Origin of the sequence: Streptomyces sp. NBC_01013, from assembly GCF_045162765.1 — a bacterium.
Lineage (GTDB): Bacteria > Actinomycetota > Actinomycetes > Streptomycetales > Streptomycetaceae > Streptomyces.
In genome coordinates, this window is the sequence record NZ_CP108687.1 from 7,872,785 (window position 1) to 7,886,699 (window position 13,915).

At 71.6% G+C, this 13,915-nt stretch carries 11 protein-coding genes; 4 read left to right on the forward strand and 7 right to left on the reverse strand.

What is annotated here, in order from left to right; all coding sequences use genetic code 11:
* Positions 1–71: 71 nt before the first annotated feature.
* On the reverse strand, positions 72–743 hold the full coding sequence (locus OG538_RS34110; protein ID WP_406099457.1) for an alpha/beta fold hydrolase: 672 nt from the start codon (positions 741–743) through the stop codon (positions 72–74).
* 182 nt (positions 744–925) lie between these two features.
* Here OG538_RS34110 and OG538_RS34115 point away from each other — a divergent pair, with 182 nt between their 5' ends.
* Entirely contained in the window at positions 926–1,699 is a 774-nt protein-coding gene (locus OG538_RS34115; protein ID WP_406099458.1) for an AraC family transcriptional regulator, read from the forward strand.
* 226 nt (positions 1,700–1,925) lie between these two features.
* Here OG538_RS34115 and OG538_RS34120 read toward each other — a convergent pair whose 3' ends face one another.
* Complete coding sequence (locus tag OG538_RS34120) at positions 1,926–3,233, reverse strand: DUF6777 domain-containing protein (protein ID WP_406099459.1); 1,308 nt, start codon at positions 3,231–3,233, stop codon at positions 1,926–1,928.
* 298 nt (positions 3,234–3,531) lie between these two features.
* On the opposite strand from OG538_RS34120, the gene OG538_RS34125 reads away from it, so the two are divergent.
* Positions 3,532–4,818, forward strand: a complete 1,287-nt coding sequence (locus OG538_RS34125; RefSeq protein ID WP_406099460.1) for a streptophobe family protein — start codon at positions 3,532–3,534, stop codon at positions 4,816–4,818.
* Positions 4,819–4,889: 71 nt separating this feature from the next.
* On the opposite strand, the gene OG538_RS34130 is transcribed toward OG538_RS34125, so the two are convergent.
* The 5 genes from OG538_RS34130 to OG538_RS34150 form a co-directional block, all read right to left on the reverse strand.
* Positions 4,890–5,900: a serine/threonine-protein kinase gene (locus OG538_RS34130; protein ID WP_406099462.1), complete on the reverse strand. Its 1,011-nt coding sequence runs from the start codon at positions 5,898–5,900 to the stop codon at positions 4,890–4,892.
* Complete coding sequence (locus OG538_RS34135; protein ID WP_406099463.1) at positions 5,900–6,493, reverse strand: hypothetical protein; 594 nt, start codon at positions 6,491–6,493, stop codon at positions 5,900–5,902. The genes OG538_RS34130 and OG538_RS34135 overlap by 1 nt, the downstream gene beginning before the upstream one ends.
* Before the next feature lie 9 nt (positions 6,494–6,502).
* A complete protein-coding gene (locus tag OG538_RS34140) occupies positions 6,503–8,854 on the reverse strand; it encodes an FHA domain-containing protein (protein WP_406099464.1) in 2,352 nt (783 codons plus the stop codon).
* A 112-nt stretch (positions 8,855–8,966) separates the two neighbouring features.
* Positions 8,967–10,607, reverse strand: a complete 1,641-nt coding sequence (gene pgm / locus OG538_RS34145; protein ID WP_406099465.1) for a phosphoglucomutase (alpha-D-glucose-1,6-bisphosphate-dependent) — start codon at positions 10,605–10,607, stop codon at positions 8,967–8,969.
* Positions 10,608–10,653: 46 nt separating this feature from the next.
* Positions 10,654–11,376 (reverse strand): 4'-phosphopantetheinyl transferase family protein, encoded by a 723-nt coding sequence (locus OG538_RS34150; RefSeq protein WP_406099466.1) that lies wholly within the window; start codon positions 11,374–11,376, stop codon positions 10,654–10,656.
* Between the two features lie 196 nt (positions 11,377–11,572).
* Here OG538_RS34150 and OG538_RS34155 point away from each other — a divergent pair, with 196 nt between their 5' ends.
* Both OG538_RS34155 and OG538_RS34160 read left to right on the forward strand, forming a co-directional pair.
* Positions 11,573–12,067, forward strand: coding sequence for a GNAT family N-acetyltransferase (locus tag OG538_RS34155; RefSeq protein WP_406099467.1), 495 nt, complete (start codon positions 11,573–11,575; stop codon positions 12,065–12,067).
* A 386-nt stretch (positions 12,068–12,453) separates the two neighbouring features.
* Complete coding sequence (locus tag OG538_RS34160; protein ID WP_406099468.1) at positions 12,454–13,605, forward strand: serine hydrolase domain-containing protein; 1,152 nt, start codon at positions 12,454–12,456, stop codon at positions 13,603–13,605.
* Positions 13,606–13,915: the final 310 nt, after the last annotated feature.

Consider the following 13,915-nt stretch of genomic DNA (forward strand, 5'->3'; position numbering starts at 1 on the left):
TGCGGGTGACTCACCCGAAGCCGCCGACCGGCCCTCGACGGGGGCCCTCGTCGATGGGCCGGCCGATCCGTTCACGACCGGCCGAGCAGCAGGGCCGCGACCGCCTCCGGGGCCTCATGCATGGCGTCGTGACCGGTCGGGAGGTCGTGGACCCGCCACTGCGGATCGGCTCGGAGCCGGGCGCGGAGCTCAGTGAACGGCGTCCGCTCCTCCCATCCCGAGCAGTAGACGAACTCCCGGCGGGGGACGTGGGCGAGGGCCCCCGTGAGCCGGACCGTCTGCAGGAAGGAGGCGAGGGGATGGGGCCGACGGCGGGGGTCGCCGCCGGCCGGCGGTCGTACGGCGTAACCGGTCTCCGCGGCACCGGCGGCGAACACGTCCCGGAAGTGCTCGTTCGTCGAGGTCCAGCACGACTCGCCGTCGAGAGGTACGTAGGCGTCCAGATGCACCAGTCGCGAGATCCGGCCGCCGGCGCGGTCGGCGGCGGCGGCGATCACCATCCCGGCGTAGCTGTGGCCGACCAACGTCGCGTCGGTGATGTGGGCGCGATCGAGGAGGCCCAGTACGTCGTGGGCGTGCGTGTCGAGGTTGGCGGTCGCGAGTGTCGCATCGTCGTCGTCCGGCCGCAGACCGGTCAGAGTCAGGGCGTGAACGGCATGACCGGCTCGCTCCAGCAGCGGAACCACCGCCTCGTACGACCAGGAGCCCTTCCAAGCGCCGGGCACAAGCACGAACGTCGCCATCTGTCTCTCCTTCTCTCGGGTGCGGCATCGAGCCGTGCTGCCTCCATGGCACCTGGTCCGGTAGGACCCTTGCGTGACCCAGGACCACCGCATGTATGAGTCTCACCGGATCGAGAGGCGGCCTGCTACCGCTAAAGTGCCAACTGATGCCTGTTCGCCGCCAACCTCGCCCGATCACCGGTGTGACGTCACATGTATGGCCGTCCGGCGGGCGCCACAGCTGGCCGTCCGGCGAAGCAAGCGCAGCGCAGTCGCACGCCCGGGGACACCTGGTCTACGCGGCCGGCGGGGTCCTGGCAGTTCACACCGAGCGCGGCACGTCGATTGTTCCCGCCAACCGGGTCGCCTGGACGCCCGCCGGGTTCACGCACTACCACCGCGCCCACGGCGATACCGACATGCGGATCGTCTTTCTCGCACCCTCCCTGGCCCGGCTCGTCCCGGACCGTCCCGCCGTGTTCCTGGCCTCCGGCCTCGCCCGGGAGGTCCTGCTCGCTCTGACAGGCCCCTCCCGCAACGACGACGCGCCGCACTACAGCCGCCCCGCACGCAGTCGCCTCCTTCGGGTCCTTGTCGATGAACTCCACGAATCGGACGAACAGCCACTGCACCTGCCCGAGCCACGGGACGACCGACTGCAGGCCATCGCCCGACTGCTCCACGAGACCCCGGCGGACAACTCCACGCTGGCGGAACTCGGGAAGGCCACCGGAGCCGGCGCCCGCACCCTCAGCCGACTGTTCCGCAACGAACTCGGCATGACCTTCTACGAGTGGCGCACACAACTGCGCGTCTACCACGCGCTCGTGCTCCTCGCCGACGGCCACGACACCACCCGAACCGCCTCCGCCTGCGGATGGGCCAACCCCAGCAGCTTCATCGCAGCGTTCACCGGCATCATCGGGACGACCCCGGGCCGCTACCGCACGAGTCGCCGCGACGCTGCCCACACCTGAGGCGAACGGGGTCCATGAAGTGAAGTGCCGGGCAGCCCGATCAGGATGGCGCGGTCCTCCTCGACGATGGGCGCCGACACCCGGCGATCTCGCATGATCCGGCAGCCGCCGATGCATGACGTCTTCGGCGGCAGCCCGACGGTACGGCGCCCCCCGGCCCGCGATGGCGACGCCCCCGTGGTGCACGGCCATGGTGCACGGCCCGCGGGCGGGGCGGTGCCGAGCCCTACGCCGTCCTGCCCGCCGTGTCGTTCCCCGAGCCCGGCGGCGCGGGCGGTGGTGCCTGCGACTCCGCGGTCTGCGGCGTCACGGGTTCGGGGGCCGATTCCGATGTCGGGGGCGCCTCGGAGGAGGGCGGCGGTGACGGGGGCGGCTCCTCGGACGAGGGAGGCGGCGAGGGTGGTTGCGGGGACGGCTCGCCGGACTTCGTCGCGGGTGACGAGGGTTCATCCGACGCGGGAGAACGCGAGGAGGAGTCCTTGGGGCAGGGCTCCGCCGAACCACCGCCGGAGCGCGGCGGACACGGTGCGGTGCTCGCGTCGGCGGGCGTTTCGGTCTTCTTGTCGCCGCCACCCGTGTCACCCGCGTCCCGCTTGAACCAGCCCTTGGTCCTGGGGTCGAACATGATGAACACGTCCACCGGCTGCGCGGCCGGCTCCACCACCACGACGTTCCCGGCCCGGTACCCCGGCCAGGGGTCGCCCTTCTGTTCGGGCGTCCCCTTCAGCGCGACCGGCGGCAGCAGCGGGTTGCCGCAGGCGCACCGGACCCTGGGCACCCCGCGGTTGTCGATCATCACCGCCGTTCCGGCCTGGAGGACTGCCTGGTAGCTCGTGGCCGCGCCGTTCTGATAGCCGTGGTTGGTCACACGGGTGTCGAGCCGCAGCTGAACGGGTGTGAGCGCACGCAGATACGCGGGGACACGGGAGGGGGCGATGCCCTCGACCGAGGCGAAGGCCTTGTTCTTCGCCGGTTGGTCCGTGAGGGCGGTGATCTGTTTCTCCACGTCACAGGCGGCGACCTTGCGCGTGCCGCCGTACAGACCCGGGGCCGAACCGTCCACGCCCTGCGTGACGTGGGACGACTGTGTCCGGGTGGGGCTCGCCACCGGGCTCGGTGCGTCCGTCGGCGTCGTGTCGCCCGCGCTGCTGCGCGCGGTCGAGCCGGTGAACGGGTCGGGGCCGGTCGAGCCGGCCGCCTGGAGGAAGACCTCACCGCCCGCCTTGTCCGACCCGCCCGGCCGGGTGAGGACGACGGTCAGCACCACTGCCGCCACCAGGGCGATGGCGATCGTCGCCACCTTGGGGACCGACCGCCACCAAGGGGTGCGGGGGCCCCGTCCGGGGCCCTGCGGGGTCTCACCGGGGCCGCCGGGACCGGCGGGCCCGCCGTGGCCGCCTCCGGAGGGCGGGCCGGACGGCGGGCCGGACGGCCGCTCGGGAGGCGGAGGAACGGGCCCTTCCTGCGAAGGACCAGAAAGAGGTCCTGACGGCGGCCCCGTGGGGCGGCCGGACGACGGCGGCTGGTCACTCACGGCTCTTCTTTCCCACGCCAGGGTCGTAACCGAATTATTTCGATATCAGCCATTGTGTGCCCGCTACCCGCGCGGCCCGCAAGCCGACGCGGGCGGCCGACCCGAGCCCCTCACCCTTGTCTTGAGGGCTGTCCCGCGATGCCTGGCGGGCGCACGACGACAGCTACGGCACCTCGCCGCGTGGTCGAAACGCCCGAACACATCCCGTATGCGGGCGCCTCTCCGCCTTGTGATGCACCGCGGCTGACGCCGCGCGCTGATCCACCAGGAATCGCGGGACAGCCCTTAGCGTGGGCCCGTGAGTACACAGGGATCGGACGGCCGGAACCGCACGGGAGCCCGCGCCGCACACGGCTGGGGCGACGGCCTCCTGACCGTTCTCGCCGGACTCCTGGTCATGGGCGTCACCGCTGCCCTCGGCCTGTGGGCCGCGGGCGCCGCGGAACTGCCCGGTGGTTCCTTCCCCCGCGTGGTCGCGGCGGTGGTCGTCATGGCGGCGGGCGGATCGGTCGCCCTGTCGGGGAACGCGGGGGAACTCGCCAGGACGCACGCCGACATCTCGGCGCTGCCGCTCTCGGTCACCCTCGTGGGCGCGCTCGTCCTCGCCGCCGGATTCCTCCGCCCGCTGCGGCACCGGGCCGTCGCCACCACACGCGAACTGGCCGGATGGGCCGCCCGCATCGCGGCGTTGTGGGCCCTGGTGCTCATCGGCCTGTCGCTCCTGGCGCGGCAGACCTTCGAGATCCCCGGCGCCGACCCGACGGGCGGTGTCATCGGCGACGTACTCGACGCCTCACCCCGGGCCGGATTCCGCGCCGAGATCCCGCTCACCCTTGTCCTGGGCCTGCTCTGGCTGGCCGGCGTCCTCGTCCTGGCCCTGATCGTCTCGCGCGGCGCGCCGCTTCCCGCGCGGCTGGTGCGTTTCCAGGAATCGGTGCGCCCGGCCGCGTACGCGATGGTGGCGCTGCTGCTCGCCCATGTGGTGGTGGGTCTGGTCATCGCCCTGGTCGTCGTGGTGACCGGCGGGCACCCCGCCGAGACGTTCGCGGTGATCCTGCTCGGACTGCCCAACCTCGTCTGGCTGGTGTTCACCCTGGGCCTCGGGGCGTCGTGGGAAGGGAAGGTGGACGGGCCTTTCGGCCTGCCGATGCCACAGGTACTGGACTCCGTACTGCGGACACCGGACCTCTCCACCCTGAACGTCGGCACGCTCGCCGAACAGGACGGCCGCGTCTGGTGGTGCGTCGTCGCGGCCGCACTGTTCACCCTGTCGGCCGGATTCCTGGCCGCCGCCCGCTCCCCGGCCCGCATGCGCCCCTGGCAGCATGCCGTCCACATGGCCGTGGCGCTCGCCCTCACCGTGCTCGCCGTGTGCCTGCTCGTCCGGATCTCCGCGCACTACGGACTGTCCCTGCTCGGGCTCGGCGACCTCGGAGGGGGGCTGGGGGGCGAGGTGTTGCTGCGAGCGCGGTTGTGGGGCGCGCTCGGACTCGCCCTGGTGTGGGGGCTCGTGACCGGGTTCCTCGGTGGGCTGCTCGCCGCCCGCGTCGGCCGACGCGGCGAGGTGGAGCCGGACACCCCCTGACGCGTGTTCCGGAAGTCCCGCCCGCTCCGAGGATCCCGCCCTCCGGGGGCGGTGCCGCTTCGGCACACGTCCTATCCGCGGAACACCGGCAGTGCCCACCGCGGCGGCGCGGGTGGCGGTTCGGGCCCGGACCGCCACCCGTCGATCCGCCGGTCCACCTGCGTGGGCGGATGCCCGCCCCGCGCCTCGCCCCGTGCGGCGGCACGCAGTGCTGCCACGAACTGGAGGCAGGAGTCGTACCGGTCCTCCGGGCTCTTGGACAGCGCCTTCGCCAGCACCGTGTCGATGCCCGCCGGAAGGTCCGGACGCAGTCCTCTCAGCGCCGGCGGAGGATCGAACTGGTGGGCCCACAGCAGCGCCATGTCGTCGTCCCGCTGGAAGGGAGGTGCCCCGGCCATCGTCTCGTACACGACACAGGCGAGACTGTAGACGTCACAGCGCCCGTCCACCGGGCGGCCCGAGATCTGTTCGGGCGCCACGTAGTCGAGCGTTCCGACGAACTGACCGACGGACGTGAACCCGGTCAGTGACAACGACTTCTTCGTCAGACCGAAGTCCGTCAGGTACACATGCTCCGGATGGTCGCTGTCCGTGCCTGCCGCCACCAGGATGTTGCCCGGCTTGACGTCCCGGTGCACCAGATCGTGATCGTGGGCGGCATCGAGGGCGGACGCCACCTGAGCCGCGATCCGGACCGCGGTTCCCAGGGGGAGGGGCCCCTGCCGGTCGATGAGGGCCCGCAGATCCTGCCCGGCCACGTAACGCATGGCGATGTAGAGGATGCCCTCCGTCTCACCCGCCTCGAAGACGGGCACGATGTGCGGGTGGTCGATCGCGGCCGCCACCCTCGACTCGTGCGTGAAGCGCTTGCGGAAGGTGTCGTTGCGCGCGAGTTCGGGGGCGAGCAGCTTGAGCGCGACCGTGCGGTCCAGGCGCAGGTCCTTGGCCCGGTAGACGACCGCCATACCGCCGCGCCCGATCTCACCCTCCACCAGGTAGTCGGCGATCTGTCTGCCGATCAGGTCGGAGGGCCGTGCGGCGGGCAGTGAGGCGTCGTCCGGGGAGCCGGGGGCGGGGGCCATCACGCATCACCCGGCCGGGTCGGCGGATGCGTGGCAGGGTCGACGAGCCGGGTCGCTTCCGGCCCGGACCCGGGCTGAGGGCCGCTGCCGCTCGCCGGGGCGCTGCTCGGGCGGCCGGGGCCCGACTGCGCCGCGTACGTCGTCAGCCGGGTCCCGTCGGTGTACACCCAGCGCTCGTGCTCGGCGTCGAACAGCCACACGGCTTCGCCGTCGACGACCACTCCGGCCCGCAGCCCCTGGGTGCGGTGGCGGAAGGTCTCGCCGTCGATGCGGCCCTCGACGAGTTCCTCGGAGGCCCGGTGGAAGCGGTCCAGCGACTCCTGGACCCGTGCCATCAGCGGCCGCGGGTCCGCCGTGCGGGCCATCGGCTGTCCGGCCTGCGGCGGATCGTGCGGTACGGAGACGAGCAGCCGTCCGTCGACCCAGGCCGACCAGCCGTTGGCGCACAGGACCTGGCCCCAGTCGCCGCGCCGGTCGAGCAACTGGACGGGGAGCAGCGGGTCGAGCGGTTCGGTGGGCCGGGACACGTCGGGCGCCTCCCAGGCGGGCAGCCCGTCCTGGGGGACGACATGGGTGGGCCGGAAGTCCTCCATGCACCGCTCCTACTTCCGCATGATGGCGGGCTCGTGCCGGCGCAGGAGCCTGGCCACCGCGAATCCGAAGACGGCGGACAGCACCACCAGCATCCCCATGTTGAGGAGCCATATCCCGGCGGAGTGCTCGAACAGCGGGTCCGCCGTCAACTTCCCGGGCACGATCCTCGACAGACCGATCGTCCCCGCCATGGCGCCCAGAGCCCAGCGCGAGGGGACCAGCCAGGCCAGTTGCTCGATGCCGGGCACCCCGTGCAGCTTCAGCAGCGCGCCGCAGAAGACGACCTGGACGATCGCGAGCAGTACCAGGAGGGGCATGGTGACCTCCTCCTTGCGTACGAGGGCGGACACCAGAAGGCCCAGCATCATCGCAGTGAAGGACAACAACGCCACGGTGAGGGTGATTTCGGCCAGTGGTGGCAGGAGTACCCCTTGTCCGCCCGGGGCGTTGAGGTCGACACCCACGAGACCCACGAGGGTCAGCACGACGGCCTGGAGCACCGTGATGGTGCCCAGCACCACGACCTTGGACATCAGGTACGCGGATCTGGACAGACCGACGGCTCGTTCCCGCTGGTAGATCACCCGTTCCTTGACCAGTTCCCGGACCGCGTTGGCGGCGCCGGTCAGGACACCGCCGACGCACAGGATGAGCAGCGCGTTCATCGCGGTCTCCTGCGTCAGCCGGCTTCCGGCGAGGGCCCGTGTCATGGCGCCCATCACGAACGGCAGCGCGATCATGATGGCGAGGAACGTCCGGTCGGCGCTGAGCGCGGCCGCGTACCGTCTCACGAGGGTCCGCAGTTGCGCACCCCAGCTGCGGGTCTTCGGCGGCGGGGCGACCGCCGCGGCCGCGGCGTGCGGCAGCCGGGGCTGGGCACTTGCGTTGGTGATGTACTGCCGGTGGAACGGGGAAGCGGTGAACTCCTCGGCCCAGGGCCGGTCGCGGTCGTTCTCGAACGCCTCGAACGCCTCCGGCCACTCGGCGAACCCGAAGAAGGCCAGCGCGTCCCCGGGCGGACCGTAGTAGGCGATCTTCCCGCCGGGCGCGAGCACCAGCAGCCGGTCGCACACGTCGAGACTCAGCACACTGTGCGTCACGACGATGACCGTGCGCCCGTCGTCGGCCAGGCCGCGCAGCATGTGCATGACCGAGCGGTCCATGCCGGGGTCGAGGCCGGAGGTCGGTTCGTCGAGAAAGAGCAGCGACGGCTTCGTCAACAGCTCCAACGCCACACTCACCCGCTTGCGCTGGCCACCGGAGAGGCTGTGGATCGGCTGGCCGGCCCGCTGTTCGAGTCCGAGCTCGCGCACCACCTCGGCGACCCGCTCCTGTCGCTCCGACTTGGCGGTGTCCTGCGGGAAGCGGAGTTCTGCCGCGTATCCGAGCGCTCTGCGTACGGTCAACTGGGCGTGCAGGATGTCGTCCTGGGGGACGAGCCCGATGCGCTGACGCAGCTCCGCGTAGTCGTGGTAGAGATCGCGGCCGTCGTAGAGGACGGTCCCCTCGTCGGCAGGGCGCAGTCCGGTCAGCGCGTTCAGCAGGGTCGACTTGCCCGCGCCGCTGGGCCCCACCACGCCCAGCAGGCACTTCTCGCCCACCGGGAAGGCGACGTGGTCGAGCAGGGTCTTCCGCCCTTTGTCGACGGTGACAGCCAGGTCCTGGACGTCGAGTGACACCTCACCGGTGTCGACGAATTCCTGCAGCGTGTCCCCGACCAGGCAGAAGGCGGAGTGCCCGATGCCGACGATGTCTCCGGGGGCGACCGGTGCACGGTCGGCCGGCTGGCCGTTGAGGAAGGTGCCGTTGTGCGAGCCGAGGTCGACGATCTCGTACGTGCCGTCCGCATGGGCCAGCAGCTCGGCGTGGCGGCGTGAGACGCCCAGATCGTCGACGACCAGGTCGTTCCCGCTCCCGCGGCCGATCCGTACGGTGCGGGACGGCAGCGGCCGTACGGTGGTCGGCTGCCGGAACGTGCCGGTCGCGGCGGGCATGGAGACGGCCGACGGGCGGTCCGGCGGATGCACCGGAGCCGGAGCGGACCGCACCTTCAGGACGGCCTGCGGTCCGTCCTCCGGATGGCCGAAGCGGATGAGGGTGCCGGGCCCGACGTCGGACTCATGGATCCGCCGGCCCCCGGTGTAGGTGCCGTTCGTGCTGTCCTCGTCCTCGATCGACCAGTGTCCGTCCAGCGTCCTGAGAACTGCGTGGTGCCAGGAGACACGGACGTCATCGATGACGATGTCGCTCAAGGGGTCGCGTCCGACGTGGTACTCCCGGCCCGGACTCATCACCGTGGGTCCTGCGTCGGTTTCGAGTACGAGGTCGGGCGCAGTTGGCGCGACAGGCCGCTCTCCCATGACCGAATTCTATCGAGCGGTACGGTTATGTGCCCGGCCAGTCGACTGGGTGCAGGGCCCACGCGCCGACGTCTCCCCCCGCACCGCACCGCGCGGGGGGAGACGCGTTCCGTCAGGCGTCCAGGGCCGCGGAGACGACTGCCTTGGCCTCCTCCTGGACGCGGGCCAGGTGCTCGGCGCCCCGGAAGGACTCCGCGTAGACCTTGTAGACGTCCTCGGTGCCCGACGGGCGCGCCGCGAACCACGCGTTCTCCGTGGTCACCTTGATTCCGCCGATCGCGGCCCCGTTGCCCGGCGCCGAGGTGAGGACGGCGGTGACCGGTTCGCCCGCCAGGGTGTCGGCGCTGACCTGCTCGGGGGAGAGGCGCGCCAGCACGGCCTTCTGCCCGCGGTCCGCGGGGGCGTCGATCCGCGCATAGGCCGGCTCGCCGAACCGCGAGGTCAGCGCGGCGTAGTGCTCGGACGGGGAATCGCCCGTGACGGCCAGGATCTCGGAGGCGAGCAGGGCCAGCAGGATGCCGTCCTTGTCGGTCGTCCAGACCGATCCGTCCCGGCGCAGGAACGAGGCCCCGGCCGATTCCTCGCCGCCGAATCCGATCGACCCGTCGGCCAGGCCGTCCACGAACCACTTGAAGCCCACCGGTACCTCCACCAGCTCCCGGCCGAGATCGGCGGCGACGCGGTCGATCATGCCGGACGACACCAGCGTCTTGCCGATCCCCGCGCCCTTCGGCCAGCGGTCCCGGTGCGCGTAAAGGTAGTTGATGGCCACGGCGAGATAGTGGTTCGGGTTCATCAGCCCCCCGTCCGGGGTGACGATGCCGTGCCGGTCCGCATCGGCGTCGTTGCCGGTGGCGATCGAAAAGAGGTCGCGCTGTTCGATCAGCGAAGCCATCGCGTAGGGCGAGGAGCAGTCCATCCGGATCTTGCCGTCCCAGTCCAGCGTCATGAACCGCCAGGTGGGATCGGTCAGCGGATTGACCACGGTCAGGTCGAGCCGGTGCTGCTCGGCGATACGGCCCCAGTAGGCCACCGACGCCCCGCCCAGCGGGTCGGCACCGATCCGCACACCGGCCGCGCGCACCGCGTCCAGGTCCAGCACGGAGGGCAGGTCCGCCACGTAGCTGCCCAGGAAGTCGTACGTCCCGGTCGAGGGCGCCGCCAGAGCCCGGACGTACGGCATGCGGCGCACGTCCTTGAGACCACCGGTGATGATCTCGTTCGCCCGGTCCTGGATCCAGCCGGTCGCCTCCGACCCGGCCGGACCGCCGTTCGGCGGGTTGTACTTGAACCCGCCGTCGCCCGGCGGGTTGTGGGACGGGGTGACCACGACCCCGTCGGCGAGCCCCGAGGTACGGCCGCGGTTGTACGTGAGGATGGCGTGCGAGACCGCGGGCGTCGGGGTGTAGCCGTCGGCCGGGTCGATGAGCACACTCACGTCATTGGCGGCGAACACCTCCAGGGCGGTGACCCGGGCGGGCTCGGACAGGGCGTGGGTGTCGGCCCCGAGGAAGAGCGGTCCGTCCGTTCCCCGCTGCGCCCGGTACTCGCTGATCGCCTGGCTCGTCGCCGCGATGTGGTCCTCGTTGAAAGCGGTGGCGGTCGACGACCCCCGATGGCCCGAGGTGCCGAACGCGACCCGCTGGGCCGGCTCGGAGGGATCGGGATGCAGCGTGTAATACGCCGTCACCAGCCGCGCCACATCGGTCAGGTCCTCCGGGCGTGCCTGCTGCCCGGCTCGTGTCTGCGGCATCTGCCACTCCTCCGTATCGGTCGGTCGGTACGTTCTGCCCGCCCCGTCATTTTCTCCGGTCACTGCCATGGGTGGGCGGCTGCCCCGCCGCGCGGACAGCCACCGCCCCCGCATATCCCGCGGGGACCTCGACGTCGGTGACCCTCCAGCCGGCCGGGCCCGGCCCGGGCCGGGGGCCGGTGCCCACGTGTTCGGCCGCGAGGCCGCCGGCCAGGCCGATGCCCTCGCCCTTCAGATAGGCCTCCTTGCGGGTCCAGACCCGGCTGAAGGCGGCCGGCCGCTGGTCCTCGGGAAACTCCGCCAGTTCGCGGGTCTCCGCGGGATGCAGCTGACCGGCGATCTCGGACACGGTCGCGAGCTTGGGCACGAGCTCGACATCCACCCCCACGGGTGCCTCCGCGAACGCCAGGAGGGCCACCCCGCGGCTGTGCGACAGGGAGAAGTGCACACCGCCGTCGGTCGCGGGCCGGCCGTGCGGGCCACCACAGGACGGGCACGGCTCCCGAGTCAGGCGCACGGCGTCCGGTGCGACCGTCAGCTGCGCCCCGAGCAGCAGCCGCAGAGCCACGTGGGCGGCGACGTAACAGCTGCGGTCGGCCGCGACGACCAGGCGGGCCGCCCTGCCGAGTTCGTCGGCATCAAGGATCCCCGCGGCCATCCGCTGCGCACGCCCTCCGTGCCGCACCGCGTCCACCAGCCACAGCGACGGGGCGCCGGACGGAAAACCGAGGGGCGTGACCCGGTGGCCGTCCTCGGGAAATGCGAACACGTCGGGCTGATACACCGTTACGTCGTTTCCTTTTGCGGGGGTGCCGTGAGGGCGTGTCACGGCGGAGCTCACCGATATCCTATGGAGATCCGGGCCGGGCCCGACGTACGTTCGATCACAGGGTGGCCAGTTCACCGCGCTCCCGAGGCCCGGCGGACTTTCCGGTCGCCCGGCCCCTTCGGACAGGAGACCCCGGATGTCAGCCGACAGCCACCCTCACTCAGGCGCGGTACTGCTGCGTGAGGCCCGAGTCGAGGACGCCGACCGCCTCACCCGGCTCTTCCTCGATTCCCGCGCCGCCGCCATGCCGTACCTGCCGAGAGTCCACAGCGACGAGGCGACGCTCGGCTGGATGACACACGTCGTGCTGCCCGGCACGGACGTCTGGGTGGCAGAGCTCAGGGAGGACGGGGGAGCGGCGGAGCCGGTCGGCTTCGTCTCGGTAGACGGCGAGGAGCTCGAACACCTCTATCTGCGCCCCGACGTGCGGCGCCGTGGAATCGGCACACTTCTGTTGGCCAAGGCCAGGGAGCGCAGTCCGGAGGGACTCGCCCTGCACGCCTTCCAGCGCAACTCCGGAGCGCGGGCCTTCTACGAGCAGCACGGTTTCACCGCCGTCGCGTTCGACGACGGCAGCCGCAACGAGGAGAACGAGCCGGACGTCAGGTACCGCTGGAGTCCGTCGGACTGATCCGTCGGGCGCCCGGACCGGGACCGGCGGGCGCGGTCCGCGGCTGTGGGCCCGCTCGTCGTCGGATGAGCGGGCCCTCGACCGGGGCCGGACGAGGCCGGGTGTGCGTGCCGCCGCGCGGGCTGCGGCACGCACACCCGGAGCCGATGGTGGAGGCTCGCCCGGGTGGTGACCGGGTGGGGCAAACCTCAGTGTGCCCACGGGGGCCACCCCGAGCACCGCCCTGAGGACAGCGCACCGGTGCGTCAGGGGGCACGCCGGATGGGCCGATCCCTCTGGCGTTGATGGGATGGGGCCGACCACCGGCTCCCGGAGAGGGAGAGCCGCGGCCACAGCCTGGGCGGTCTCCTGAGCGCCCGGACCATCCGTACAGAATTGGGGCCATCGTGCACGTGTTACGAAGGGGCCGGCGAAGCCTGCTCGTCCTGACCAGCCTGGTCGCGGCCCTTGCCGCCGCGTCGAGTGGACTGCCGGCGGCGGCGAAGGCGGAGCCGACCGACCCGCTGCAACAGCAGGTGGACGCGATCCACGCCACCGGGGCCGTCGGCGTGTCTGCTCAGGTGACGTCACGGGGCACACGGGACAGCGCACACGCCGGGACGGCCGAGAGCGGTACGAGACGGCCGATGCCGCAGAACGGCAGGTTCCGGATCGGCAGCGCCACGAAGACCTTCACCGCCGCCGTCGTGCTGCAACTCGTGGGTGAAGGGCGGATGTCCCTGGAGGACACCGTCGAGCAGCGACTGCCGGGAGTGGTCCAGGGCAACGGCAACGACGGCAGCCGGATCACGGTGCGGCAGCTGTTGCAGCACACCAGCGGCATCCGTGACGTCCTCCCGGAGATACCCGCGCTGAACAGCGCGGACGGCTATCGACGCGAACGGTTGCGCACCTACACCCCGCAGGAGCTGGTGGGCATGGCGATGCGGCTCCCTCCCAAGGAGTTCACGCCCGGCACCGAGCTGTCGTACTCCAACACCAACTACATTCTCGCCGCCATGATCATCCAGGAGGTCACCGGCCGGAGCTGGGCACAGGAGGTGAACGACCGGATCATCCGCCCGCTGGGGCTGAAGGACACCAGTACGCCCGGCGCCTTCCCGTTCGTCCTGGGCTCCCACGCCCGGGCCTACGCCGCGTTCGGTACCGACACCGGCATCGACGTCACGGCGCTCAATTCCACGATGGCGGTCGGTTCCGGATCGATCGTCAGCACCACCCGCGACCTGAACCGGTTCTACGCCGCACTCCTGGGTGGTGGTCTGCTGCCTCCGGCGCAGCTCCACGAGATGACGACCACCATGCTCGCGCCCGAGTTGGGCGTGCGGTACGGGCTCGGCCTGGGGGAGATCGAGTTGTCGTGCGGCGGCAGCTACTTCGGTCACCCGGGCAATCTGCTCGGCTATCACGCCTGGGGCGGTGCCACCCGGGACGGGACCCGGACCGCCGTCGTGTACGTCACCAGCGACGGGGGGCCGGAAACCCAGCGGGCCATGATCGCACTCGTGGACCGCGAACTGTGCCGGACCCGCAACTGAGGGGCATGCGGTAACCCCGCCCGGCGCAGGACGACAGCCACCTGGCCGCGTTGTCGGAACACCCGAATATGCTGAACGCGGACGTCCTTCGGCGAGCCGCCCCGGGGCGACGCTGTCCTTGAGAGGCTCCGGGGTGTCCTCGTCCGCGAAGGCCGCACCGCCGTCGAGCTCGAACCCGGCGGCGCAGAAAGCCGGGTTGCGTGCGGCGGACTCGACGGTGGTGCGGGCGAGAGCGGTGGCCGGGGTGCAAAGCCCGGCGGCGGTCAGGGAAGCCGCCGCCTCCGCGCGTTGCAGCAACGTGTCACCGGCG